General features: G+C 66.6%; 24 protein-coding genes and 1 pseudogene. 16 read left to right on the top strand and 9 right to left on the bottom strand.

Annotated elements, in window-relative coordinates; genetic code table 11:
• Positions 1-14: 14 nt before the first annotated feature.
• The 4 genes from ACJH71_RS10125 to ACJH71_RS10110 are packed head-to-tail and all read right to left on the bottom strand — an operon-like array spanning position 15 to position 3,277.
• On the bottom strand, positions 15-1,397 hold the full coding sequence (locus ACJH71_RS10125) for a cytochrome P450 (RefSeq protein ID WP_406757871.1): 1,383 nt from the start codon (positions 1,395-1,397) through the stop codon (positions 15-17).
• A gap of 14 nt (positions 1,398-1,411) precedes the next feature.
• Entirely contained in the window at positions 1,412-1,606 is a 195-nt protein-coding gene (locus tag ACJH71_RS10120; protein WP_024440885.1) for a ferredoxin, read from the bottom strand.
• A gap of 51 nt (positions 1,607-1,657) precedes the next feature.
• Positions 1,658-2,518 carry a mycofactocin-coupled SDR family oxidoreductase gene (locus ACJH71_RS10115; RefSeq protein WP_406757870.1) on the bottom strand — a complete coding sequence of 287 codons (861 nt, stop codon included), beginning with the start codon at positions 2,516-2,518 and terminating at the stop codon, positions 1,658-1,660.
• A 57-nt stretch (positions 2,519-2,575) separates the two neighbouring features.
• On the bottom strand, positions 2,576-3,277 hold the full coding sequence (locus tag ACJH71_RS10110; protein WP_406757869.1) for an SDR family NAD(P)-dependent oxidoreductase: 702 nt from the start codon (positions 3,275-3,277) through the stop codon (positions 2,576-2,578).
• 236 nt (positions 3,278-3,513) lie between these two features.
• Here ACJH71_RS10110 and ACJH71_RS10105 point away from each other — a divergent pair, with 236 nt between their 5' ends.
• The 12 genes and pseudogenes from ACJH71_RS10105 (at position 3,514) to ACJH71_RS10050 (ending at position 15,519) form a co-directional block, all read left to right on the top strand.
• On the top strand, positions 3,514-5,016 hold the full coding sequence (locus tag ACJH71_RS10105; RefSeq protein ID WP_406757868.1) for an aldehyde dehydrogenase family protein: 1,503 nt from the start codon (positions 3,514-3,516) through the stop codon (positions 5,014-5,016).
• Positions 5,013-6,218 carry a CaiB/BaiF CoA transferase family protein gene (locus ACJH71_RS10100; RefSeq protein WP_406757867.1) on the top strand — a complete coding sequence of 402 codons (1,206 nt, stop codon included), beginning with the start codon at positions 5,013-5,015 and terminating at the stop codon, positions 6,216-6,218. Before ACJH71_RS10105 ends, ACJH71_RS10100 begins: the two co-directional genes overlap by 4 nt.
• Before the next feature lie 40 nt (positions 6,219-6,258).
• Positions 6,259-6,447 (top strand): annotated as a pseudogene (locus ACJH71_RS10095) (hypothetical protein); the annotation flags it as partial.
• Positions 6,447-7,748 (top strand): MCE family protein, encoded by a 1,302-nt coding sequence (locus ACJH71_RS10090; protein WP_406757866.1) that lies wholly within the window; start codon positions 6,447-6,449, stop codon positions 7,746-7,748. The pseudogene ACJH71_RS10095 and the gene ACJH71_RS10090, both read left to right, overlap by 1 nt.
• Entirely contained in the window at positions 7,745-8,773 is a 1,029-nt protein-coding gene (locus ACJH71_RS10085; RefSeq protein WP_406757865.1) for an MCE family protein, read from the top strand. The genes ACJH71_RS10090 and ACJH71_RS10085 overlap by 4 nt, the downstream gene beginning before the upstream one ends.
• 46 nt (positions 8,774-8,819) lie before the next feature.
• Positions 8,820-9,914 (top strand): MCE family protein, encoded by a 1,095-nt coding sequence (locus ACJH71_RS10080; RefSeq protein ID WP_406757864.1) that lies wholly within the window; start codon positions 8,820-8,822, stop codon positions 9,912-9,914.
• A complete protein-coding gene (locus ACJH71_RS10075; protein ID WP_406757863.1) occupies positions 9,911-11,359 on the top strand; it encodes an MCE family protein in 1,449 nt (482 codons plus the stop codon). The genes ACJH71_RS10080 and ACJH71_RS10075 overlap by 4 nt, the downstream gene beginning before the upstream one ends.
• Positions 11,359-12,522 carry an MCE family protein gene (locus tag ACJH71_RS10070; protein WP_406757931.1) on the top strand — a complete coding sequence of 388 codons (1,164 nt, stop codon included), beginning with the start codon at positions 11,359-11,361 and terminating at the stop codon, positions 12,520-12,522. Before ACJH71_RS10075 ends, ACJH71_RS10070 begins: the two co-directional genes overlap by 1 nt.
• Complete coding sequence (locus ACJH71_RS10065) at positions 12,523-14,064, top strand: MCE family protein (protein ID WP_406757862.1); 1,542 nt, start codon at positions 12,523-12,525, stop codon at positions 14,062-14,064. It abuts the gene before it with no gap.
• Between the two features lie 17 nt (positions 14,065-14,081).
• On the top strand, positions 14,082-14,588 hold the full coding sequence (locus ACJH71_RS10060) for a hypothetical protein (RefSeq protein ID WP_406757861.1): 507 nt from the start codon (positions 14,082-14,084) through the stop codon (positions 14,586-14,588).
• A 15-nt stretch (positions 14,589-14,603) separates the two neighbouring features.
• Positions 14,604-15,023, top strand: a complete 420-nt coding sequence (locus tag ACJH71_RS10055; protein WP_406757860.1) for a hypothetical protein — start codon at positions 14,604-14,606, stop codon at positions 15,021-15,023.
• A 37-nt stretch (positions 15,024-15,060) separates the two neighbouring features.
• On the top strand, positions 15,061-15,519 hold the full coding sequence (locus ACJH71_RS10050) for a hypothetical protein (RefSeq protein ID WP_406757859.1): 459 nt from the start codon (positions 15,061-15,063) through the stop codon (positions 15,517-15,519).
• A 4-nt stretch (positions 15,520-15,523) separates the two neighbouring features.
• Here the strand turns inward: ACJH71_RS10050 and ACJH71_RS10045 are convergent, their stop codons facing one another.
• The 5 genes from ACJH71_RS10045 to ACJH71_RS10025 form a co-directional block, all read right to left on the bottom strand.
• Positions 15,524-16,159: a twin-arginine translocation pathway signal gene (locus tag ACJH71_RS10045; RefSeq protein ID WP_406757858.1), complete on the bottom strand. Its 636-nt coding sequence runs from the start codon at positions 16,157-16,159 to the stop codon at positions 15,524-15,526.
• Positions 16,156-16,956 carry a VirB8/TrbF family protein gene (locus tag ACJH71_RS10040; protein WP_406757857.1) on the bottom strand — a complete coding sequence of 267 codons (801 nt, stop codon included), beginning with the start codon at positions 16,954-16,956 and terminating at the stop codon, positions 16,156-16,158. Before ACJH71_RS10040 ends, ACJH71_RS10045 begins: the two co-directional genes overlap by 4 nt.
• 40 nt (positions 16,957-16,996) lie before the next feature.
• Complete coding sequence (locus tag ACJH71_RS10035; protein WP_406757930.1) at positions 16,997-17,386, bottom strand: hypothetical protein; 390 nt, start codon at positions 17,384-17,386, stop codon at positions 16,997-16,999.
• Positions 17,387-17,540: 154 nt separating this feature from the next.
• Positions 17,541-19,181 carry an FAD-dependent oxidoreductase gene (locus ACJH71_RS10030; RefSeq protein WP_406757856.1) on the bottom strand — a complete coding sequence of 547 codons (1,641 nt, stop codon included), beginning with the start codon at positions 19,179-19,181 and terminating at the stop codon, positions 17,541-17,543.
• Positions 19,182-19,204: 23 nt separating this feature from the next.
• Complete coding sequence (locus ACJH71_RS10025; protein WP_406757855.1) at positions 19,205-19,906, bottom strand: helix-turn-helix domain-containing protein; 702 nt, start codon at positions 19,904-19,906, stop codon at positions 19,205-19,207.
• A 138-nt stretch (positions 19,907-20,044) separates the two neighbouring features.
• On the opposite strand from ACJH71_RS10025, the gene ACJH71_RS10020 reads away from it, so the two are divergent.
• From ACJH71_RS10020 to ACJH71_RS10005, 4 genes are read left to right on the top strand one after another with little or no spacing between them, the layout of a single operon-like run.
• Complete coding sequence (locus ACJH71_RS10020; RefSeq protein WP_406757854.1) at positions 20,045-20,908, top strand: alpha/beta fold hydrolase; 864 nt, start codon at positions 20,045-20,047, stop codon at positions 20,906-20,908.
• A gap of 1 nt (position 20,909) precedes the next feature.
• Positions 20,910-22,664, top strand: a complete 1,755-nt coding sequence (locus ACJH71_RS10015; protein ID WP_406757853.1) for a bifunctional 3-(3-hydroxy-phenyl)propionate/3-hydroxycinnamic acid hydroxylase — start codon at positions 20,910-20,912, stop codon at positions 22,662-22,664.
• On the top strand, positions 22,621-23,550 hold the full coding sequence (locus ACJH71_RS10010) for a 3-carboxyethylcatechol 2,3-dioxygenase (RefSeq protein WP_406757852.1): 930 nt from the start codon (positions 22,621-22,623) through the stop codon (positions 23,548-23,550). The genes ACJH71_RS10015 and ACJH71_RS10010 overlap by 44 nt, the downstream gene beginning before the upstream one ends.
• Positions 23,547-25,286 (top strand): FAD-binding protein, encoded by a 1,740-nt coding sequence (locus ACJH71_RS10005; RefSeq protein WP_406757851.1) that lies wholly within the window; start codon positions 23,547-23,549, stop codon positions 25,284-25,286. Before ACJH71_RS10010 ends, ACJH71_RS10005 begins: the two co-directional genes overlap by 4 nt.
• Positions 25,287-25,288 lie beyond the last annotated feature (2 nt).

The following is a 25,288-nucleotide window of genomic DNA, read 5'->3' as shown; positions in this document are numbered from 1 at the left end:
TCGCGCGGGGAACGTCAGTCGATGACGACCTGTTCTTTGAGCTCGGTGATCGGGCGCGCGCACTCCTGCTCATCGCAGATCCGCTGCAGCTTCTCCAGGGTCTCGTCCAGCCCCGGCCCGAGCCGTTTGCCCGGGGTGAAAGTGGCCGGCAGGTTCCGCATGCCCTGGATGACGCCGATGGTGTCGTAGTGCACCGCACCTTCGGTGTCGCACTGGTAGTCGGGCATCCGGTCGAGCACCGCGGTCACCATCGACTTGAAAACCGTGCGCGCCACGTTGGACCCGATGCAGCGGTGCACTCCCAGGCCGAAACTGAAGTGCCGGTTGCCTTTACGGTCCATGATGATCCGGTTCGGATCCTCGAAGACCGCCGGGTCGCGGTTGGCCATCGCCCACGACAGCCACAGCCTCTCGTACTGCTTGAACTGCTGCCCCTCGACCTCGACGTCCTCGGCGAACGTCCGGCCGTCGCCGGGCGCGGGGGTGAAGAACCGCAGGAATTCCTCGGTCGCCGGGTCCAGCAGCGTTGCGCGCTCCTCGCTGAGCCGGGTGCGCTCGGATGGGTGCTGGCCGAGCCATTCCAGCGCGTGCGCGGTCAGCGCCGTGGTGGTGTCGAAACCGCCGCCGATGACCAGACCCAGGTTGCCCAGGATCTCGATGTCGGGCGCGGGCTCACCGTCGATGCGGAATTGCATCAGCGCGTTGACCAGACCTGGACGCGGGTTCTCCCGGATCTCCATCATGTTGTTGATGATGTCGATACCCATTTCGCGGTGCTGCTCGTTGATCTTCTCGCGATCGGGCGAGTGCTCGGGCGTGTACACCGAGGCGTGGGTGGGCTCGCTGTAGACGTTCCACTTCTTGAGCTCGATGCCCATCATCGCGAGGGTGAACACCGCGGGAACCACGTTGGCCAGATGCTCGACAAAGTCGATCTGGCCCGACTCGATGTGCTCATCGAGTGCGGCGCGGGTGATCTCGTCGACGAATGGCACCCACCGCTTGATCGCGGCGGGGGACAGATACGGATTCAGTGCGCCGCGGTAGGCGCTGTGCTCGGGCTCATCCATCTCCAGGATGCCGCCGCGCACCACCGTTGCGCGGCTGGCCTTGGGGATCGTGATGCCCTGGAAGGGTGTTTCGCCGCTGATGTCGTGATGGTTGGAGACCACCGGGCAGCGGGCCAGTTCGAAGACGTGCTTGCTGTCGGCCGCCACCCAGTGCCCGTTGTACGTGGGACTCCACGCCATCGGGCACTTGGCCTGCATCTCGTTGGTGATCTCTTCGAACTGATCGCGGTACTCCGGGGCGTGCCGATCGAAGAAGAAGGTGTTCTTCTTCCGATCGTCGGGCGCATCGTCTTGGCCGGTCGCGGCGAGTGAATCGTTGACGCTCAAGGAATCCTCCCTATTCATTCCTCGATGAGAATGGCCTGTTCGGGGCAGGAGTGTGCGGCCTCACGCACGGCGTCCTGCTGATCGGCCGGAACCACTTCGGACACCGGCGAAGAGGTGCCGTCAATGTCGTTGAGCACGAAGGAGTCGGGCGCGATCATCGCGCACAGCGTGTGGCCCTGGCATCGCTGGCCATCAACGGAAACCTTCATGTTCTCGCTCCTTTCAACCGATTTCGGTGCGCTGGGATACGACGGGCGTCATCAGATGTGGTAGTCGTACCACTTGAGATATCCACCGGCGTCGACCCGCAGCTGCATCCCGGTGACGTACCGAGCCTCGTCGGAGACCAGCCACAGCACCGCGTTGGAGATGTCTTCGGGTTCGATGAACGGCACCTTCATCGCTTGCTGGACATAGAAGACCGGTTCGGCGTCGGCGCGGGTCGGGTGTTCGAGGTCGGGGCGGAACGAGCGGTACATCGGCTCGCTCTGCAACATGTCGGTGTTGCAGTTGGTCGGGTGAATCACGTTGGCCCGGATGCCACGCGGGGACAGCTCGGTGGCCAGGTCGTGCATGAACTGCGAGATCATCCGCTTGGACGTCATGTAGGCCATGCCGCCCGGGTCGCCACCCGGGTTGGGCTTGCTGTGTGCGTCCATCAGCGCGGCGGCCGAGGCGGTCGCCACGATCGCGGAGCCTTCCTTCAGGTGCGGCAGCGCGACGTGGACGGCGTTCATGGTGCCGACCAGGTTTGTGTTGATGACGTCGGTCCACGCCTGCAGTGGTGGCTGACCCTTCATGCCGGCGATACCGGCCTGTGCCACAACGATGTCCAGCTTGCCCAGCTCGGCGATGCCGGCTTCCAGCGCTGTCTTGAGTGCGGCCGCATCGCGGACGTCGGCCTGGGCGATGACGCAGCGCTGACCGGTTTTTTCGACGAAGTTCTTGGTTTCCTCGAGATCCTCGGGGGTGGCCATCTTGTAGCCGATGGTCTCGAAGTCGGTGCAGTAGTCGACGGCGATGATGTCGGCGCCTTCCTCGGCCAGCCGCAGTGCATGGCTGCGACCCTGCCCGCGGGCTGCTCCCGTGATGAATGCGACCTTTCCGGCAACGCGTCCCACTGCTGTTCCTTTCGTTGGTGTCTGTGCACGCCTTGGCTTGGCGAAATGTGGTGAAGGTCAGGTATTGCGGCCGCCGTTGACGCCGAGGATCTGTCCGGTGATGTAGCCGGCCTCCTCGGACACCAGGAAAGCGCAGGCCGCGGCGATGTCCTCGGGCTTGCCGATACGCCGTACCGGGGTCTTCGCGATGTTGTCCTCGATGTTGCCGAGGAACCCTTGGCGATCGGCATTGCGCAGCATGGGGGTGTCGATGAAGCCCGGCGGCACGGCGTTGACGGTGATACCGCTCGGCCCGTACTCCAGCGCCAAGGTCTTGGTGAGCCCGTTGACCGCGGACTTGGCCGCAACATAGTGCGCCATATAAGGAGTCCCGGAATGCGTACTCGACGAGGAGATGTTGACGATGCGGCCCCAGCCGGCTTCGACCATGTCGGGAAGCACCGCCTGGATGGTGTGGAAGACGCCGTTGAGGTTGATATCGATGATCTGCTGCCAGTCCTCGAAGCTGATGTGACTGAACTTTTTGAAACCGTCTTTGCCGGCGGCGTTGACCAGGATGGTGACCGGACCGAGCTGTTCGCGGATCTGCGTCAGTGCGGTGTCGATCTGCCCGCGATCGGTCACGTCGGCGGCGAAGGCCAGATCCTGACCGTCCGGTTTGAGGTCGATGATGGCCACCCGGTGGCCGGCGGCGCGCAATCGGCTCACGACTGCCGCACCGATGCCCGAGGCGCCCCCGGTCACGACAGCAGTCCTCACGAGGCCCGTCTCGGTCACAAAGAATCTCCTTTCCGAGCGTTGAGAATCGTACTCTCGCTTAGCGGATTCTGGCAAGGTCCATCCGGACCCCCTCTCAGCAGCGAAAATGCCGTAGCCGCATTAACTCTCGCCGTAGAAGTGCAGGTTGCAACGCTTTTCGCACACCCTTGAGTTCTCACATATGAGATGTATGATTCGCCGCAGATGAGAATCTAGTTACCCGCCCGGGAGGCTTGATGCGTTCGCAGGACACGGCAGACACCACCGCCGACGGCTCCACAGGACAGGTTGTCGACCGGCGACTGCTGATCAACGGTGAGCTGGTGGAGGCGGACGCCACCTATGCCTCGCTCAACCCGGCCACTGGAGAAGTCCTGGGCTATGCCCCCGAGGCCGGCGTCGAGCACGCGGTCGCGGCCATCGCGGCGGCACGCCGGGCCTTCGACGAGGGTGACTGGGCGACCGACACCGACCTGCGGGTCCGCTGCCTGGATCAACTGCACCGTGCACTCGTCGAGCATCGTGACGAATTCGCCGCGCTCACCATCGCCGAGGTTGGCGCGACGCCGGCGCTGACCCAGGGTGCTCAGCTCGACCAGCCGATCGCGATCGTCCGCTACTACGCCGATCTGCTCAAGAACTATCCGATGACCGAAGACCTCGGCAACGTCGAGAGCCGCGGAATGCTGCACCACCGTTGGGTGGAGAAGGAAGGCGCGGGCGTCGTCGCCGCGATCATCGCCTACAACTACCCCAACCAGCTGGCCCTGGCGAAGCTGGCGCCCGCGCTGGCCGCCGGGTGCACCCTGGTGCTCAAGGCCGCGCCCGATACTCCGCTGGTGACGCTGGCGCTCGGCGAACTGATCGCCAACCACACCGACATCCCGGCCGGCGTCGTCAATGTCCTCAGCTCGTCAGACCCCGCGGTCGGCGCCGCGCTGACCACCGACCCGGACGTTGACATGGTCACCTTCACCGGATCCACCCCGACCGGCCGGGCGATCATGTCCGCTGCCAGCGGGACACTCAAGCGGGTCTTCCTGGAGCTGGGCGGCAAGTCCGCGGCGATTGTCCTCGACGACGCCGACTTCAACATGGCCTCGGTGTTCGCTGCGTTCTCGATGGTGACCCACGCCGGCCAGGGCTGTGCCCTGACGTCGCGGCTGCTGGTACCCAACAGTCATCACGACGAGATCGTCGAGATGATCAAGACGAACTTCTCCCACGTGCGCTACGGCGACCCCACCGACCCCAAGACCTACATGGGTCCGCTGATCAGCGCCAAGCAGCGCGACAAGGTCGATGCCATGGTGCAGCGCGCGGTGGCCGCCGGTGCCACCCTGGTGACTGGCGGGGAGAAGGTCGATCCCGGCTTCTTCTACACCCCAACGCTGTTGACCAATGTCGACCCGGACAGCGAGATCGCCCAGGAGGAGGTCTTCGGACCCGTGCTGACGGTGATCGGCTATGACGACGACGACGACGCGGTCCGGATCGCCAACAACTCGATCTACGGACTGTCCGGTGCGGTCTTCGGTAGCCAGGATCGGGCGCTGGCGCTGGCCCGCCGGATCCGGACCGGAACGTTCTCGATCAACGGCGGCAACTACTTCAGCCCCGACGCGCCGTTCGGGGGATACAAACAGTCCGGGATCGGCCGCGAGATGGGTATCGCCGGGCTGGAGGAATTCCTGGAAAGCAAGACGTTCGCGGTGCCGGTAGCCGGAGCAGGCGGATGAGACCGCTCGAAGGCGTTCGCGTCCTGGAAGTCGCGATGTACGGGTTCGTCCCCTCTGCCGGTGCGGTGCTGGCGGAGTGGGGCGCCGAGGTCATCAAAGTCGAGCACGCGGTGACCGGCGACCCGCAGCGCGGGCTGCGCCAGACCGGCATGTTGCGGGTCGAAGGCGACCCCAACCCCAACATCGAGCACGCCAACCGCGGAAAGCGCAGCATCGGCCTGGACGTGTCGACGCCCGAGGGTCGTGAGGTGTTGCTCGAACTGGCAAAGCGCGCAGACGTTTTCCTGACCAGTTTCCTTCCCGGCCATCGCAAGAAGTTCGCCATGGACGTCGAGGACATCCGTGCGGTCAACCCGAAGATCATCTACGCCCGCGGCAGCGCGCTGGGCCCCCGCGGTATCGAATCGGAAAAGGGCGGCTACGACATGACCGCCTTCTGGTGTCGCGCCGGTACCGCCGCCACCATCACCCCGCCCGGCATCGAGGGCATGATCGGCCCGCCCGGACCCGCGTACGGGGACACCATCTCCGGCACCAATCTGGCCGGCGGTATCGCGGCGGCACTGTTCCAGCGCGAGCGCACCGGCGAGCCGTCGGTGGTGGACGTGTCTCTGCTGGGCAGCGGCCTTTGGGCCATGGGCCATACCGTCGCCTTGACCAGTCATCTGGGCGAGCGTCTGATCCAGCAGCCGCCCGGTGTGCATGGTTCGCCGATCAACCCGCTGGTCGGGGTTTACGCGACCGCCGACGAGCGCTACATCTCGTTTGTCATGATGCAACCCACCAAGTTCTGGGCCGACGTGTGCCAGCACATGGAACTCGACGACTACATCGACGATCCGCGGTTCGCCACCGCGCAGTCGTTCGCCGAGCACACCCCGGCCGCCGTGGAGATCCTGCGCGCGGCAATGGCCAAGCGGACGCTGCCGGAGTGGAGCGAGCGCTTCGCCACCCTGGCCGGCCCGTGGGCGCCGGTGCAGGACACCCTGCAGGCTGCTGCGGACGCGCAGATCCGCGCCAACGAATACATCGTGCAGGCCGGTGAACTGGAGTTGGTGGCCAATCCGGTGCAGTTCGACGTGGCCGCCCCAGCGACCGGTCCGGCACCCGGATTCGCCGAGCAGACCGATGAAATCCTGGTCGAGCTCGGCCTGGACTGGGACCGCATCATCGAACTCAAGACCGTCGGCGCGGTCACCTAGGTCATCGGGTAGGAGCTGGGGAATCGCAATGCCGTGCTGCTTGACTCGCAAAGGCCACCCGTCGGGTGCCACTGGTGTGGCACAGTGCGTAGAACTCTTCGGGGGTCGGGCCGCGGTGTCGGCGGTAACCATCGTGGAAGGGGCGGCAGCGGTGGTGCCTAGTGGTGTGGGAGCACTGATCTCGGCTCACGATGACGCCTGCCTCGACGCCGCGGTGATGGAGCGGTAATGGTTCTGGGAGCGACGGCGGATCCACCCTTGGGCGGCGACCTCCACGACCCGGACCGACGGTCCGCCGCCGCGGGCCGGCATCGGCCCGCCGGTGCCAGGCGCCAGCCGCCGGCGTACCTGCGTCCGCTGATCGGGCTGGCGACGGTGCTGACGATCGCGGCAGCGATCGGGCTGCCGATCGGCTTGTTCCGGGGCAGTTTCACCCGCACGGTGCCCGTCACGGTGCTCTCGCAGCGCGCCGGCCTGGTGATGTACCCCGACGCCAAGGTCAAGATCCGCGGTGTGCAGGTCGGCAAGGTCGGCGACATCGAGGCCAAGCCCGATGGCACCGCCGTCCTGCATCTGAAGATGGAACCGGGACAACTGCCGCTGATCCCGGCCAACGTCAGCGCCCGGATAGCCTCCTCGACGGTGTTCGGAGCCAAGTTCGTCGATTTGGTGCCGCCGCCCGAACCGGTCACCGCCCGCATGCACGCCGGCCAGGTCCTGGCGGGCGAGCATGTCACGGTCGAGATCAACACGGTGTTCCAACAACTGGTGCGGGTCCTGGACAAGATCGACCCGAAGAAGCTGAACGAGACTCTGAGTGCGGTCTCGACGGCGTTCAACGGACGCGGGCAGAAGCTGGGGCAGGCGCTCACCGACTTCGACAAGCTGCTGGCCGAGATCGAGCCCAGCCTGGGCACCCTCGAACACGAGGCCACCACCATGGCTCCGGTGTTTCGTTCTTACGCCGACGCGGCACCGGACCTGACCGCCGCACTGAACGCCACCAGCACCATGAGTGAGAGCGTTGTGCAAGAGCAGAACAGCTTGGACAGCTTCCTGCTCAGCGCCATCGGGCTGGCCGATACCGGCAACGAGGTACTGGGAGAGAATCGGCAGGTCCTGACCGACTTGACGCAGGTACTGGAGCCGACCGCCGCGTTGCTGGACAAGTACCACGACGAGCTCGGCTGCGCGATCGGCGGCTTGGTGCCGTTCGCCAAATCCCCGCCGTTCGACGTCCCCGGCATCATCATCACCGCCAGCTTCACCCTGGCCAAGGAACGCTACCGCTACCCCGATCATCTACCGAAGGTGGCGGCCCGCTCCGACCGTTCCTACTGCACGGAACTGGGCCTGCCCGATGTACCGCCGGAGTATCGGGTGCCCGCGTTGATCGCCGACACCGGAGCCAACCCGTACGAATACGGCAACCAGGGCATTTTGCTCAACTCCGACGGCCTCAAGCAGGCGCTGTTCGGGCCGATCGGCGGTCCGCCGCGCAACAGCGCCCAGGTGGGGATGCCGGGATGAGAAGCGGAATGGGAACGCTGATCAAGTTCGGCATCTACGCCGTGGTGATGGCGCTGGCGACGGTATTTCTGTTCGCGATCTTCGCCGAGGTCCGAACCGGCCCCACGGTGGGCTACCAGGCGGTGTTCGCCGACGCTTCCCGGCTCAAGGCCGGCGACAGCGTGCGGGTCGCAGGAGTGCGGGTCGGCACGGTCGGCGGCGTGTCGCTGCGTCCGGACGGAACGGTTTTGGTGAAGTTCCAGGCCGACCGCAACATCCCACTCACCACCGGCACGCAGGCCTCGGTGCGCTACTTGAACCTGGTCGGTGACCGTTACCTGGAACTGGCCGACGGGCCGGGTTCGACTCAGCTGTTGGGAAAGGGAGGGCAGATCCCGCTCGAACGGACCGCGCCGGCCCTGGACCTGGACCTGCTGCTCAACGGCCTCAAGCCGGTGATCCGCGGCCTGAATCCCCAGGACGTCAACTCGCTGACGGCGTCGCTGATCCAGATCATGCAGGGTCAGGGCGGCACCATCGACTCCCTGATGTCGCGGACGTCGTCGTTCTCGAACTCCCTGGCCGACAACAACCAAGTGATCGAGTCCCTGATCGACCAGCTCCGCACGACGCTGGCCACCCTCTCGGGCGGTGACAAGCGGTTCTCCGGGGCGATCGACCGGCTGAGCAAGCTGGTGGCCGGGCTGGCGGCTGACCGCGACCCGATCGGGACTGCGGTCACGGCCCTGGACCGCGGCACCGCGTCGCTGGCGGACCTGCTCGGTAACGCCCGCGATCCGCTGACCAACACCATCACTCAGGTCGATCGGTTGACCACCGCGATCAACGCCGACCTCGCCGGCCTGGACATGTCGTTGCAGAAGGCGCCGGAGAACTACCGCAAGGCCATCCGGCTCGGGGCGTACGGCGGGTTCATCCAGTACTACCTCTGCGCGGTCCAGATCCGGGTCAGCGATACCCAAGGCCGTACCGCGGTGTTCCCGTGGATCAAAGCGGAGGAGGGCCGATGCAGCGACACCGACTGAGCGCCGTGCTGCCCGGTGCCGCCTCGGTACGACGGGGGACCCGCCGATGCTGAAATACCATGGCAGCCATCTGATGCGCATGGGCCTGATCGGCGTCGTGGTCGTCGCATTCATCGTTGCGATCGGGCTGCAGCCCGAGCAGCTGATCCAGTGGGCCACCTGCGTGCGCTACCAGGCCCGGTTCGCCGAGGCCGGTGGCCTCAGTACTGGTGCCGACGTCACGCTGTCGGGGATCAAGGTCGGCTCGGTGACCGACGTAGCGCTCGACAACGGCGACGCCCTGGTGACCTTCACTCTGGCGGGCAAGTACGGACTGGGGACGCAGACCACGGCCCACATCCGCACCGGTTCGTTGCTCGGTGAGCGGGTGCTGACCGTGGAGCCGACGGGCAGCGGCAAGATGCATCCGCTGGAGGTCATCCCGCTCACCCGGACGTCGTCGCCGTACTCGCTGGTCGACGTGGTCGGCGAACTCACCACGAACACCGCCGGCACCGACACCGAGTCACTGAACCGGTCGTTGGACACCCTCTCCGAGACCATCGACCAGATCGCCCCGCAGCTGGGGCCGACGTTCGACGGCCTGAGCCGGCTGTCCCGGGCAGTCAACAGTCGCAATGAGGGCCTTGCCGACCTGTTGAAGTCGGCGGCTGATCTGACCGGTGTGCTCTCCGAACGCAGCCAGCAGATCAACTCGCTGATCCTGGACGCCGACAGTCTCGTCGAGGTGCTCAACACCCGGCGGCAGGCCATCGTCAACCTGTTGGTCAGCACCTCCGCGGTGTCGCGGCAGCTGTCCGAACTGGTCGCTCAGAACAACGAACAGCTCAAACCGACGCTGGACAAAATCATCGAGCTGAACAAGATCTTGGTGAAGAACCGGGACAACCTCGCCAAGGCGCTGCCCGGTTTGGCGAAATACGAACTCACCCAAGGTGAGACGGTGTCCAACGGGGCTTACTACAGCGCCTATGTCCCGAACCTGTTCCTGCCTCAGTTGCTCCAGCCGTTCTTCGACTACGCGTTCGGATTCCGTCGTGGCGTCGATGCCGGTCAGCCGCCGGACAATGCCGGACCGCGTGCCGAACTGCCGTTCCCGGTCAATGGGATTCCACAACCAGGAGACCTGCCGCCCCGATGAGGACTCGTAGACCACTGCAGATGGCGGCGGCCGCCCTGGCGGCACTGCTGCTACTGGCCGGTGCAGGCATCCTTGTCCGCCAGACCGTCCTGAAGCCGACCCGGATCACCGCGTACTTCTCCACTGCGACCGCGATTTATCCCGGTGACGAGGTCCGGGTTGCCGGGGTGAAGGTCGGCACCATCGACCGGATCGAACCGCAAGGGACTCAAGCCAAGCTCACCCTGCGCGTCGACCACAAGGTGCCGGTCCCGGCCGAGGCCAAGGCCGTGATCGTCGCACCCAACCTGGTGGCGGCACGGTTCGTCCAACTGACCCCCGCCTATCATCGCGGCGACGGGCCGACGATGGCTGATGGCGCGGTGATCCCGCGCGAGCACACCGCGGTCCCGGTCGAGTGGGACGAGGTCAAGACCCAGTTGAACCGGCTTGCCGCCGAATTGGGGCCGCGCAGCGGCGTTTCGGGAACGTCGGCGGCGCGCTTTATCGACAGCGCGGCCAATGCGATGGACGGCAACGGCGCCAAACTGCGCGAAACGCTGAAGCAGCTCTCCGGCGTGGCCCGGATCTTCGCCGAGGGCAGCGGCAACATCGTCGACATCATCTCGGGTCTGCAGACATTCGTGACGGCGCTACGCGACAGCGATCAGCAGATCGTGGTGTTCGAGTCGCGGCTCGCGACGTTGACCAGTGTGGTCAACGACAGTCGATCCAACTTGGATGCAGCCCTCACCGACTTCGCCGGTGCGATCGACACGGTGCGGGATTTCGTGGCGGGAAGCCGCGCCGAAACCGCCGAGGCGCTGCAGGGTGTGGCCCAAGTCAGTCAGACGCTGGTCGATTCGAAGAATGCGATCCGCAATATCCTGCATATCACCCCGAACGCGATCGCCAACACGCTCAACATGTACAACGTGACCAGCGGAACCCCGGTGGGTTCGTTCGCGTTCGCCAACTTCAGCAACCCGGTGCAGGCGATCTGCACCATGACCGGCGCGATCGGCAACGTGACGTCGACGGAGACCGGCAAGCTGTGCGAGGGGTACCTCGGTCCGGCCATGCGGCTGCTGAATTTCAACGGGCTCCCGTTCCCGATGTCTCCGTACCTGACCAAGGCGGCCAGCCCGGACAAGTTGATCTACACCGACCCGGCGTTGATGCCGCACGCCGAGCACCCGGGAGACCTGCCGGAACAGACGCCGTCGATCTCGGCCTACACCGGGCTGAACGGCGACGTCCCGCCCCCGCCCGGATGGACGGATCCGTTGCAACCGCGCGGTTCCTACGCGCCGGACGGACTGCCCGCCGCAGCGACGCCGGCGCTGATCTCCGGTGTACCGCCGCCCAGTCCGACCACCTTCGACGGGATGCTGCTGCCGGGCGGTCCGCCGCCGCCTGGGCCGCCGCCCGGACCGTTGCCGGCAGAGGGGGTGCCCACGCCATGATGATGGGTCTGAAATCCCTGCGGCGCAGCGCTGCGGTCGCCGTCTTGGTCGCCGGCACCACATCCGGCTGTGCCTTCGGCGGCCTGAACTCGATGGCGCTGCCGGGCGTTCAGGGCCGCGGTTCCGGGGCACAGCACTTCACCGTCGAGCTGGCCAATGTCGGCACGCTGGAATCCAATTCGCCGGTGATGCTGTCCGATGTGGTGATCGGCAGTATCGGCAAGATGACCGTCAGCAACTGGCACGCCAACGTCGACATCGCGGTCAACCCCGGCGTCGAGGTGCCGGCGAATGCGGTGGCGACCGTCGGGCAGACCAGCCTGCTCGGTTCCATGCACCTGGCGCTCAATCCGCCGATCGGGCAGGCGCCGACGGGGCGGCTGAAGTCCGGGGCCAAGATCCCGCTGAGCGACTCCTCGACCTATCCCTCTACCGAGCAGACCCTCTCGTCGCTGGCGGTGTTGGTCAACGGGGGCGGACTCGGTCAGATCGGTGACATCATCCACAACTTCAGCGCTTCCATGGCAGGCCGGGAAGGCGACATTCGCGACCTGATCGTCCGGCTGGACACCTTCACCGGTGCGCTGGACCGGCAACGGAACAACATCGTCGAGGCCATCGAAGAGATGAACCGGACGGCCACAACCTTCGCCGGGCAGCGTGACACCATCAACCGTGCGCTGAACAAGATTCCGCCGGCCATCGACGTCTTGATCAAGGAGCGTCCCAAGTTCGTCACCGCGTTGACCAAGCTGGGCCAGTTCGGCGATCTGTCGGCGGGTCTGGTCAACGACTCCGGGCACCAACTGGTCTCCGACCTCATCCATATCGAACCGGCGTTGCGTTCGCTGGCCGACATCGGCCCGGAGCTCAACTCGGCAGTGGCCTACGCCTCGGCCTTCCCGTACGGGCCCAATGCGATCGAGCGCGCCGTGCGGGGCGACTTCCTGAACCTGTTCGCCGTCTTCGACCTCACCAAGCCCCGCCTCAAGCGGGCCATGTTCGCCGGCACGCAGTGGGGCGACGAGGACGCGAAACTGGTTCCGGCGCCCGGTGATCCCTGGTATCTGAACTACTCCTACGACCCGCTGCAAGAGCCGATTCTGCAGTCGTCTGGCCAGGCCCTGCCGCCGGGAGCGGTTGGCTCGGGAGGCGGTGGCTAGATGCTGACACGCTTTGTCAGGATTCAGCTGATCCTCTTCCTGGTGGCTTCGGTGATCGGCGTTTCAGCCATGCTCTTCGGCTACATGCAGGTGCCGACCATGCTCGGGATCGGCCGGGTGGTGGTCAAACTGGACCTGCCCGAAACCGGGGGGCTCTACCGGTTTTCCAATGTCACCTATAACGGGGTGCAGATCGGCACGGTGACCAAGGTCGAGCTGACGCCGGGCGGGGTACGTGCCACGTTGTCACTGAATCGATCACCTAAGGTGCCCGCCGATCTGGTGGCCGCGGTGCGCAGTGTTTCGGCAATCGGCGAACAGTACGTCGATCTGCTGCCGCGCACCGATGGCGGCCCCTACCTGCACAACGGCTCGGTGATCGCGGCGTCGGACACCCAAGTCCCCCAACAGGTCGGTCCGATGCTCGATCAGGTCAGTGCGCTGGTCGACTCGATTCCCAAGGACCAACTCAGTAATCTGCTCGACGAGACATTCGTCGCTTTCGACGGTGCCGGCTATGACTTCCAGTCCTTGCTGGACTCGGCAACCACCATCAGCGGTGATGCCAACCGGGTTTCGGACAAGGTGCGCAAGCTGGTCGACAACAGTGCGCCGTTGCTGGACTCGCAGGTGCAGAGCACCGACGCGATCCGGTCCTGGGCGCGCAGCGTGGCCGGGATCTCCGAACAGGTAGCGGCCAACGACCCGCAGTTGCGCGCCATCTTGCAACGCGGCCCCGGATTCGCCGACGAAGTATCCGGCCTAATGCAGGATCTCAAGCCCACGCTGCCTATCCTGCTGGCCAACCTGAACACCCTCGGGCAGGTCCTGATGGTCTACAACCCGTCGCTGGAGCAGCTGATGGTGCTGCTGCCCGGTTACATTGCGGCCCAGCAGTCGTTCGGTCTGCCCAAGAACAACCCGACCGGTCTGCCGCAGGGCGACTTCACCCTCACGTTCGGGGACCCCAACCCATGCACAGTGGGGTTCCTGCCGCCGTCGTCATGGCGTTCTCCGGCCGACACCACCACAATCGACACCCCCGACGGCCTGTACTGCAAACTGCCGCAGGACTCACCGGTATCGGTGCGTGGTGCCCGCAACTTCCCGTGTATCGAGCATCCTGGCAAGCGCGCGCCGACCGTCGAACTCTGCGACGACCCCAAGGGTTTCGTCCCGATTGCGATGCGCCAGCACCTCACCGGGCCCACTGCGTTCGACCCGAACCTGCTCAAGCAGGGCATCCCGGTCGATGACCGGGTCGATTTCAGCGACCGGCTCTTCGCCCCGGTCGGGGGTACTCCGCTGCCGCCGTGGGCCACACCATCGGGCACATCACCGGATTCTCCGCGGCCAGAGGTGCCGGCGCCGCCGCCGTTGGCTGGGAACGCCGGGATCGGTGAACAGACGCCTTCGGTTGCGGTGGTGCCCTATGACCCGAACACCGGCAAGTACATGACCCCCGATGGGCGCTACGAGCAGCAGACGAACCTGGTGCCCGGTTCCGGGCCCAAGTCGTGGACCGACCTGATGCCGTACTGAGTGCCGGAGGAGGACGAATGCGCGCACGTGAATTGATCGTCGCTACAGCGGCTTTCGGACTGGTCGTCGGGGCGACTCCGGCACCGCCGGCGCAGGCGGCCCTGGGCTTCGAACTCAACGGCCCCTACCGGGTCATTTCGAACGGGGACTGGGCCAAGACCAATGAGGTCTTCATGAATGAGGTCACGGTCACGTCGGTATGGACATTCAGTTCCAGTTGCGAGAATGCGCACGTCTGCACCGGCCAGGTGAGCAGCGACCAGGGCTGGACCGCTCCGCTGGAATTTCGTACCTCGCGCTGGATCGTCGACCGCTTCCACGAGAACTGGCAGACCTGCCCGGACGGCACCACCTCGTCCGGCCGACAGCGCTACCAGTTCCAGGGTAGCGACACCAACGGCCAGTACGACAAACGCAACATCGACCGGCTGGTCGGCTACGACCGGACGATCGGCGTCTCGGGGGCCTGTGGACGTAACCAGCCCACGGTGATCCTCATGCCGCTGACCGTCGAGCGGCTCTAGGCGGTAGGGGAGGCCATGCAGACCACTCGCGTGATGAAAGTGCTTGTCGCGGCGCTACTTGCCGCAGGCACAATCGCCGGCGTGACGCCCGCGGTGCCGGCGGTCGCCGACCCATACGTACCGATGTGCGACGTCCCGGCGTGCACACCCGGAATCATGCCGAATGTCGTGCTGGGTGCGCCGTGCTCCAACACCACCTACTTCGTCTTCGGGTCCGCAGTCGCAGGGGCCTCGACCCTGCCGGGCAGGCTGGTGTACTGCGCGTCGCCGCGCCGCTACGAGCCCCGCTGGTTCCGCTCCCCGGAGATGCACGGCATCAAAGAGGAGAACAGCAAGTGTGACGAGTTTTCCGGCGAGGTGGCGCAGGCACCCGATGGACTTTTCTTGACCTGTGTCGCCGACGGCGAGTCGCTGTGGCGTCGCGGAGACCTCTAGCGGGACAACAATCTTGGTAAGTCGAGGGAGTTCGCCCATGTTCCGAACCACTGTCGGTGCAGTGCTAGGTGCGTTGACCGTCGCCACCGCGGTGGCACCGACCGCCGCGGCCGACATGCGCTATGGCAACTACGAGGTCCTGAGCAACCGGTGGACCGACGCGACATGGGTGTGGGCGGCTTACCCGTGCGAGACGATGGGCAAGTTCGACGACCTGCCCACCGGCTGCGTGACGGTGAGTGCGATCGACCGGCCGCATTTCTTCGGTCGCGGATATTACGGTGGTACCGCCAAACTGGTGGACGGTCGGTACTCGTTCACCTCGGATTACCCCAACGGTCTGAACTGTCCGTTCGGGCCCTCGATGCCGACGCGCGACACCTACACCTGGGATGCGAACACACTGGCCGGTGTCGTCGAATCACATTTCGACGTGGGCTGTATGAATGGCCCGGGCGGGGTGAACACCTGGACGTTCGCCCTGGTCCGGATGTAACAGGTTAGACGGGGTCGAACGAGGAGATCAGCCACCGGCCGTCGTGCTTCTCCAAGCCGACCTTGACGCTGCTCATCGAAAACGAGCCGTCCGGAATCGACTTGCTGATCGTGGTCTGGTTGAGATAGATCAGCACCTCCGCGGAACTGGGGTGCAGGGATACGACGCCCTTGCGAACCACCGCGGCCACCGTCTGTACCTGCTTCTCCTTGACTGCCGGGGTGACGACCTTCTGGGTGAAATCGATGTAGTGCGACAGGAAGTCACCGGTGAGGTGGCTCTCGGCGGTGGCGAAATCCTGGTCCATCGTCTTTGGGGCGTAGGTCAGTATGGCGATCGCGCCGTCGGCGGCGGCAGCCATCACCGCCTGTTCGTCCGCGGGCCCGAGCTGCCGATCGGCACCGAGCACCCCGAAGTAGAGCCAGTACGTCAGTGCCGCGGCGGCCACCAGCAGCCCGGTGAGCGCGGCCGCGATCCAGCGCGTCGTCGAGACGGCCGGTGCCGCCGACTCGGCCGCGTCCTCGACTGGTCCCTGGCCCCCGAGCGCGGCATCCACGGTCTCGTCGTCCGCGGTCGGTTGGTCGCCCACCGACTCCTCGGTGGTTTCGACGGTCACGTCATCCTCGTCGGATTCGCTCATGCCGCGAAGTCCACCTTCGACATCTTGACCTGGTCGCCTTCGCGGGCCAGGTGCACGGTGAGGCGCCAGGCACGGGGTTCTTCTTTCGCCCCGGCGACATTGGTGACCTTGGTGTTGGCCGCGACCAGCACCACGGCGTCGTTGTCGGACATCGATTCCACCCCCGCGACCGCCGAGTCGACCGTGGTGACGGTTTTCGACTGGCGGGCCACCTTGGTGAAATCGCCGACGTGGTCTTCGAAGTCCTTCTTGAACTCACCGGTTGAGTTGTCCAGGATCGCCTTGACGTTGTCATCGACGGTTTCGTAGTTCAGTGACATCAGCGTCACCACCCCCTGACGTGCGGCGGCGGCATACTCGGCCAATTGGTGCTGGCGCTGCGCCACGCTGTTGTGATGAGCCAGCATCACCACATCCGCGGCGATCAGACCACCGATGGTGAGCACGGCCAGCGTCGCCGCCGCCCAGGGCAGCACGTTGCGGGCGCGCGCGAACTTCCGGGGCCGCTCGGCCGGCTGCTCGGCGTCGCCCTCGTCAACGCCCGAGGCCGGCTCGACCGCTGCCGACGTCTCGACTACCTGCGCGGTTTCCGGCTCGACCGCGGCCGTGGATTCCGGCTCGGACTCCTGCTGTGCCTTCAGCAGCTCCGCGCGGGCGCGGGCCAACTCCGCCGCCGCCTCGGCGGCCTTCGCCTCGGCCTCCGCCAGGGTCAGGGCGTCCTTCGAAGCGCGCTTGGCGGCGTGCTTTCCGACGTGCTTTCTGGGCCCCCCCGGCTTCGCCGGATCACGCGACGGCATACGCCTCTCCTGTCCGTTGTCCACCCAGCACCAGGGTCCCTCACCAAGTGCGGAGGGAGCAGAGCGCCCCCTTAGTACCGGCGTCGGTGGCGACCACGACGTCGTCGATGCGCAGTTCGCAGACGAACCCGGGCGCGCCCGGAGCGGGATGCATCGCGGGCAGTGACACCACCACCATTGCCCAGTCCTCGGGGTTGGCCAGGGTGGTGTCGAAGATCCAGGGCTGGCCCGGCCCGATGATGACGTCTGCCTTCGGACTGTATTGATACGGGTTGTGGCTGTACTCGCCGAAGTTGGGTGGTTGCACTTCGCGGTAGTAGATGTATGCCTGGGCGGTCTCGGTGGAACTGACGGAGTAGCGCACCCGGTGCGGCGCCGTGTCATCGGCGCCCGCTGGGATGGCCGCGGCCAGCGCAGCGGCAAACGCCATCCCCGCAACCACGGACGATCCGGCGACCTGCCTGCCTGTCACGGGCTCCTCCACTGCTGCACCCGCCGGAGCGGACGCGTGGGCAAAGACTCAAATTCTTGGTAGCGAAGAATAACATTTCCGCGATGCTTGCGACGGCGAACCATCCGGCCCGTCATCCCCTGGGGTCGGTGGTCGCTGCCGCACGCCCCGCCCGGAAGCCGAACACCATGGCTGGGCCGATGGTGCCGCCCGCGCCGCCGTATGCCCGGCCGGTCACTCCCGCCATCGCGTTGCCCGCGGCGAACAGGCCGGGGATCCGATGTCCGCTCACGTGCAGAACCCGGCCGTCGGAGTCGGTGCGTGGTCCGCCCTTGGTGCCCATGGCTCCGATGGACAGCGGCACGGCGTAGAAGGGCGCGGTGTCGATGGGCCCCAAGGTGCGCCCGGCGACAGTGCGTGCCTGGTCGTCACCCCAATAGCCGTCGTAGGCGCTGGATCCCCGCCCGAAGTCGGGATCCGCCCCCGCCGCGACGTCGCGGTTCCAGGCGGCCACCGTCTGTGCCAGACCCTCGGCGTCGATCCCGGTCTTGGTGGCCAGGGCGGCCAGATCGGGCGATTGCGAGAACCAGTCCGGTGCGGTGCCATCGGGTGCGACACCGAGGAATCCGTACCGGCGCAGGTGCCCGGCGTCGAACACGATCCACGCCGGATCGTTGACGTATCCGCCGCGCGGCTCCAGATAGTGGAAGGCGCCGGCCATCGAGTTGTAGTCGCAGGCCTCGTTGACGAACCGCCGCCCGGCCCGGTTCACGATGATGCTGCGCGGGCGGGTCCGCTCGAGCCGTACGCTGCGACTGCGCTGCTCGCCGGCGATGGTGTCGCCGGGGATCCGGACGATCGGGACCCACCACGCCTCGCCCATGTTGGCCAGGTCCGCGCCGTGCGCCATCGCCATGCGCAGTGCGTCGCCGGTGTTGTTCGGCGGTGACACCGCACCGCGCATCGGCCCGCGCAGAAACGCCTCCACCAGGGAGGCGTTCCATTCGAAGCCGCCGTTGGCCAAGATGACGCCCCGCCGGGCGCGCACCCGGCGGGTCAAGCCGTCGCCTTCGACCCGCACACCCGCGATGCCTTCGGCGTCGGCGAGGAGCTCGACGCCGCGGCACCCGGTCTGCGGTGTGATCCCGGCGTCGAGCGCGCCGCGCAACAGCCCGGCGATCAGCGCGGTGCCGGCCACGCAGATATCGCCCGCGGCTGTTGCCTCGATGTCGGCGTGCAGCCGGGCACGGGTCTCGGCGTCGAACCCGACGTTGCTGTAGTCGGCGGGGAACGCCGTGATCCGGTCCTGCCAGGAGCCCACCCGGGAGACGTCGTAGGGCAGCGGGCTCAGTGAGCGCCCCCCGGACGGGCGTCCGCCGGGCAGCTCCGGTTTGTAGTCCGGGAAGCCGGTGGCGACCTCGAAGCGGACATCGCTGTGGGCTTCGACGAACTCGACCATCTCCTGGCCGGTCCGCACGAACGTCGAAACCAGCGCGTCGTCCATCGCTCCGAAGGATTGGGCGCGCAGGTAGTCCATAGCTGCCTCGACGGTCAGCCCGGGAGCGCGATCGTGTGCCGGAATCCAGGCGATGCCACCGGACACCGCAGTGGTGCCGCCCACGGTGTCGGACTTCTCGTAGAGGGCCACCGATGCGCCATGCACGGCCGCGGTGAGTGCGGCGGTGAATCCGGCACCGCCGGTGCCCAAGACCACCACGTCCACTGAGTTGTCCCAAGCGTCGTCGTCCCAATCGCCATGCGCGCCGGCTGACATCAATATGTTCCTCTCGGGCAGCTTCAGCTCAAGATTTCGGACAGCCGGCCGGCTGCGGCCAGCACGGCGTCTCGGCCGCGCAGCACCACGTCCTCGCGGTGCGAGATCAGGTTGATGCAGGTCGGCGGTGCCGGGGGGCGGCGGCGAACCGGAACGGCCAGTCCGAAGGTTCCGGGCTCGATCTCGCCGTGGGTGACCACCCAACCGCGCTCCCGGGTCTGCGGGACGATGTCGCGTTCGCCGGGGCGCGCGGGCATGGCTGCCAGCAGTGCGATCCCGGCGGCGCCCAGGCTGAGCGGATGGCGGCTGCCCTCGTGGAACGCGAGTTGATAGCCGACCTGGGTGGGGACGATGACCGCGACGGCCACTTGCTGGTCGCCCTCGGCGACCAGCAGTGACACCGTGGTCCCGAGTTCGTCGGCGAGCGCGCGGAGCGTCGGCAGGCAAAGCTGTCGCACGTTGTTGTCGAACGAGGCTCCGAGTACGGCCAGTGCGGCGGCCGAGCGGTACCGGCCGTCGTCTCCTTTGGCGATCAACCGGAAGCCGGTCAGCGTGTTGAGCAGTCGATAGCTGATCGTCCGGTGCACGCCTACCCGGTCGGCGACCTGCTGGACCGTCAATCCCTGCGGCTCGGCAGCCACGGCCTGTAGGGCGGCCAGCCCCCGGGCCAGTGTCTGGGAACCCCGCGCGGTCTCGGCGGCCGCGTCGGGCATCAGCGTGGGCATCGGCAGGGCCTCCTTGACATACACCCGCGTGAGAGTGATGCTCTTGAATATAACGTACATCTGTGTGCGATAAAAGCACGTTTGATATGCCGCAAAACGAGAATGACATTTCCATACGAGCTGGGGAAGAGGTGGGCGGTGCCGGAGTTCGAGAGCGTCTGGAGTGACCTCCAGGGCGTCGCGTTCGAGCAGGGCTACCTCGACGCGAGCGGAGTGCGGACCCGGTACTTGCGGGCCGGCGATCCGGCCAAGCCGGTTCTGGTGCTGCTGCACGGCTCCGGAGGGCACGCCGAGGCCTACGTGCGCAATCTCGCCGCCCACGCCGAGCACTTCTGGACCTGGTCGGTGGACATGCTCGGTCACGGTTACACCGACAAGCCCGGTCATCCACTCGAGGTTGGCCACTACGTGGCGCACCTGGTGGATGTGCTGGACGCGATCGGCGCTCGGACGGCCAGCATCAGCGGCGAATCCCTCGGCGGGTGGGTGGCGGCGCGCGCCGCCATCGACCACCCGGACCGCGTCCACCGACTGGTGCTCAACACCGCGGGTGGTTCCCAGGCCGACCCCGAGGTGATGAAGCGAATCATCACGCTGTCGATGGCTGCGGTCGAGAATCCCAGTTGGGAAACAGTGCAGGCGCGCATCAAGTGGTTGATGGCAGACAAGACGAAGGATTACGACGACATCGTCGCCAGCCGTCAGCGGATCTACCGCCTGCCGGGTTTCGTCGACGCGATGCGCGACATCATGGCGTTGCAGGACCCGCAGATCCGTGCCCGCAATCTGTTGGGGCCGGCCGAATACGGACAGATCACGGCGCCCACGCTGGTGGTCTGGACCAGTGATGACCCGACGGCCGACGTCGAAGAGGGCAAGCGGATTGCCTCGATGATCCCGGGTGCCCGGTTCGAACTGATGCCCGGCTGCGGCCACTGGCCCCAGTACGAGGACCCCGAGACCTTCAACCGCCTTCACCTGGAATTCCTGCTGGAGCGCTAGCGTGGCCGCGCCCAGTGATGTCGAAGTCGTCGTGGTCGGCGCCGGTCCGGTCGGCCTGACACTGGCCAATATCCTCGGCCTGCAGAGGATTCGCACCCTGGTCATCGAGGACCGCGACACTCTCATCGACTATCCCCGCGGGGTCGGCCTCGACGACGAGTCGCTGCGTACCTTCCAGGCGATCGGCCTGGTGGACGCCGTACTGCCGCACACCGTCCCCAACCAGATCCTGCGGTTCTACGACGGCCGCCGGCGCCTGCTGGCCGAAATGGCGCCCGCCGACGCCTGTTTCGGCTGGCCCAAGCGCAACGGCTTCGTGCAGCCGCTGGTCGACGCCGAACTGCTCCGCGGCCTGGAACGCTTCGACCACGTCGAGGTGTTGTGGGGCCGGCCGATGACCGGGATCGCTGAGACCGGCGGTTCAGCGAGGCTCGACGGAGGAGAGGCGAAGCTGGGACCGCCGCATGGGCACAGCGAATCGGTCACGGTGAGTATCGGCGGTGAAGGATTGGAACCGCAGACCGTCTCGGCTCGCTACGTCGTCGGGTGCGACGGCGGGCGCAGCGCCACTCGCCGACTGATGGGAGTGTCCTTCGACGGCACCACCTCGTCGACGCGCTGGCTGGTGGTCGACATCGCCAATGATCCACTGGGCCACCCCAACAGCGAGGTCGGTGCCGACCCGGCGCGCCCATACGCCTCGATCTCGATCGCGCACGGTATCCGCCGGTTCGAGTTCATGATTCACGCCGACGAGACCGACGAGCAGGCGCAAGACCCCGAGTTCGTCGCGGCCATGCTGGCCCCGTTCGTTCCGCATCCGCACGATGTCGACGTGATCCGCCGCCGGGTGTACACCCACCACTCCCGGATCGCCGGGGCCTTCCGCCGCGGCCGGCTGCTGTTGGCCGGTGACGCCGCGCATCTGATGCCGGTCTGGCAGGGCCAGGGCTACAACAGCGGCATCCGCGACGCGATGAACCTGGGCTGGAAGCTGGCCGCCGTGGTCCGCGGCCAGGCCGGGCCGAGCCTGCTGGACAGCTACGACACCGAGCGCCGCAGGCACGCCCGCGCGATGATCGACCTTTCCACGATGGTGGGCAAGGTGATTTCGCCGACCAACCGCCGCGTGGCGGGCCTGCGTGACCGGGTGATCCGCGCGGCCTCGGCGGTGCCGACCCTCAAACGCTATGTCCTGGAGATGCGGTTCAAGCCGATGCCGCGCTACGAGCAGGGTGCGGTCGTTCATGACCAGCCACACCGTCCCGATTCCCCGGCGGGAACCCTGTTCATCCAGCCGCGCGTTGACACCCGCAGTGGCACAGACCTACTCCTCGACGAGGTGATCGGCGCCGGGTTCGCGGTATTGGCCTGGAACAACAATCCCCGGGCGCTGCTCGGCGAAGAGGTCTTCGCACGGTGGACGGCGCTGGGGGCCAGCTTTATCGCGGTGCGGCCGTCGACCCAGCTGCATTGGACCCCGCCCGGCCAGGCCGATGACCCCGCGATCACCATCGTCGGCGATCGGACCGGAGCGCTGAAAGCCTGGTTCGACCGGCACAGCGAATCGGTGCTGTTCCTGCGCCCGGACCGTTGCATCGCCGCGGCCTGCATCGCCCAGCGCGCCCCCGAGGTGAGCTCACGACTCTTCGACGTCCTGGCCGTGACCGCGCAAGGGGGTGATCGCACCGATGACACTGGCCCTGTGCTGCATGTCCCACAGCCCACTGCTGAATCTGCCGGGACCACCCCGTGAGTTAATGGACGACATCGACGCCGCGATCGCCGACGCCGCGTCGTTCGTCGCCGACTTCAACCCACAGCTGACGGTGATCTTCGCGCCGGATCACTACAACGGGTTCTTTCTGCAACTGATGCCGCCGTTCTGCGTCGGCACCGCGGCCCAGGGCATCGGTGACTATGGCACGCACCTCGGGGCGCTGAACGTTCCGGCCGACATCGCGCGCGAGTGCGCGCAGGCGGTGCTGGAACGCGGTGTGGACGTGGCTGTTTCGGCGTCCATGGACGTCGACCATGCCGTGACGCAGCCGTTGGAGCGGCTGTTCGGGGACGCGGGCGCATGCCCGGTGATCCCGATCTTCATCAACGCGGTCGCCGCCCCGCTGGGACCGATACACCGCGCCCGCGCGCTAGGCGCGGCGGTAGGGGAGTTCCTCGCCGGCCTGGACCTACGGGTACTCGTGGTGGGATCCGGTGGGCTCTCGCACGATCCGCCGATCCCGACACTGGCGACCGCGCCGCCGGTCACCCGGGACCGGATCCTGCACGGCACCGCCATGAGTGCCGAGCAGCGCCAGGCCCGCCAGGAGGCAACCATCGCGGCAGCGCGCGACTTCGCCGCGGGGACCAACAACCTCGCCCCGCTGAACCCGGAATTCGACGAGCGCTTCCTGTCGATCGTGGACAGTGGACGCCTTGACGAACTCAACGACTGGACCAACACATACATCACCGAGTCCGGTGGTGGTTCCGCGCATGAGATCCGCACCTGGGCAGCCGCTTTCGGTGCACTCGCAGCCCAGGGCGGCTACCGCACCGGTCGTCGTTACTACCGGGCGGCGCCGGAGCTGATCGCCGGGTTCGCCATCCGCACCGCAGAACACACGGAGGTGCTCCGGTGACCGACGCAGACCACGTCGTCGACGTGCTCATCATCGGCTCCGGCGGCGGCGGAATGACCGCGGCGCTGGCCGCGCACGCCCGCGGCCTGGACACCCTGGTGGTGGAGAAGTCGCGATACTTCGGCGGCTCTACCGCGCTGTCCGGCGGCGGCATCTGGGTGCCGGGGGCGCCGTCGCAGCGTCGGGAGGGCTATGCGCCCGACCCCGACGATGTCCTCACCTACCTGCGTTCGATCACCGACGGGCTGGTCAGCGACGCCCGGCTGCGGCAGTATGTGGATGCCGCGCCGCGGATGATGGAGTTCCTGGAGCAGACCAGCGCCTGGTTCGAGTTCGTCTGGAAGCCCGGCTATGCCGACTACTACCCGGAGCTGCCCGGCGGCTCCGAACTGGGCAGCACCATCAACGTGCCCGCCATCGACCTGCGCAAGCTCGGCGACGAGGAACAGAATCTACTGGCGCCGCTGGCGTTGGCGCCCAAGGGGATCTGGCTGGGGCCCAAGGACCTTCGGCTTTTCTATCAGGTCCGTCAATCATGGCGCGGCAAAGCGGTGCTGGCCAAGCTGCTGTGGCGGATGTTTCGCGCCCGGGTTTTCGGAGACCGGATGGCCGCCATCGGCCAATCGCTGGCCGCGCGGCTTCGGCTGGCGATGGTCGAACGCGATATCCCACTGTGGCTCGACACGCCGATGACCGAGCTCACCACCGACGAATCGGGTGCGGTGACCGGTGCGGTGGTGCAGCGCGGCGGCCGGGCCCAGCGCATATCGGCGCGCCGCGGCGTGATCCTGGCCAGCGGCGGATTCGACCACGACCTGGCCTGGCGCCAGCAGCATCAGCCTGTGCTGGAACACGATTGGAGCTTCGGCAATCCGCTCGCGACCGGCGACGGGATCCGGGCCGCCGAACGCATCGGCGCGGCGACCGAACTGCTCGACGAGGCCTGGTGGTTCCCGGCACTGTGTTGGCCCGATGGCCGACTGCAGTTCATGCTCAACGAACGCATGATGCCGTCGCAGTTCATCGTCAACGGCGACGGCGAGCGCTTCATCAACGAGGCGGCGCCCTACATGGATTTCGCGCACGCCATGATCGCCGGACAGCAGGCCGGTGTCACCCACATCCCGTGCTGGCTGGTCACCGACCAGCGATCCTTTCACCGCTACGTCGTCGCCGGGCACCTGCCGATCCCGAAGATCCCCGGCGCACCGGTACCAACCGGGCGCCGGATACCGCAAGCCTGGCTGGACTCCGGTGTGGTCAAGGCGGCCAACTCCTTTGAGGAGCTGGCAGGCGAGATCGGCGTTCCACCCGAACGGCTGTGCAGCACCGCGCAACGGTTCAACGAGCTGGCTCGCTCCGGCCACGACGACGACTTCCGTCGCGGCGACAGTGTCTACGACAACTACTACGGCGATCCGACGCTGCCCAACCCCAACCTGCACCCACTGGGCAAGCCGCCCTACTACGCGTTCCGCATCATCCTCGGCGACCTGGGCACCTCGGGTGGCCTGCGTACCGACGAGGACGCGCGGGTGCTGCGCGCCGACGACTCGGTGATCGACGGTCTCTATGCGGTGGGCAACACCTCGGCCCCGGTGATGGGCCGTAGCTACGCCGGGGCCGGAGCAACCATCGGACCGGCGATGACTTTCGGTTACGTGGCCGCCCAACACATCTGCACGCACCATCGTCTCGCCGAATCGCAGACTCCCAACCAATCGCCCAGGAGGTAAAA

It is taken from the genome of Mycobacterium sp. SMC-15, from assembly GCF_045310925.1.
Classification (GTDB): domain Bacteria; phylum Actinomycetota; class Actinomycetes; order Mycobacteriales; family Mycobacteriaceae; genus Mycobacterium.
Note: the sequence above shows the minus strand (reverse complement) of the source record. Positions and strands in the feature narration are given on the sequence as shown.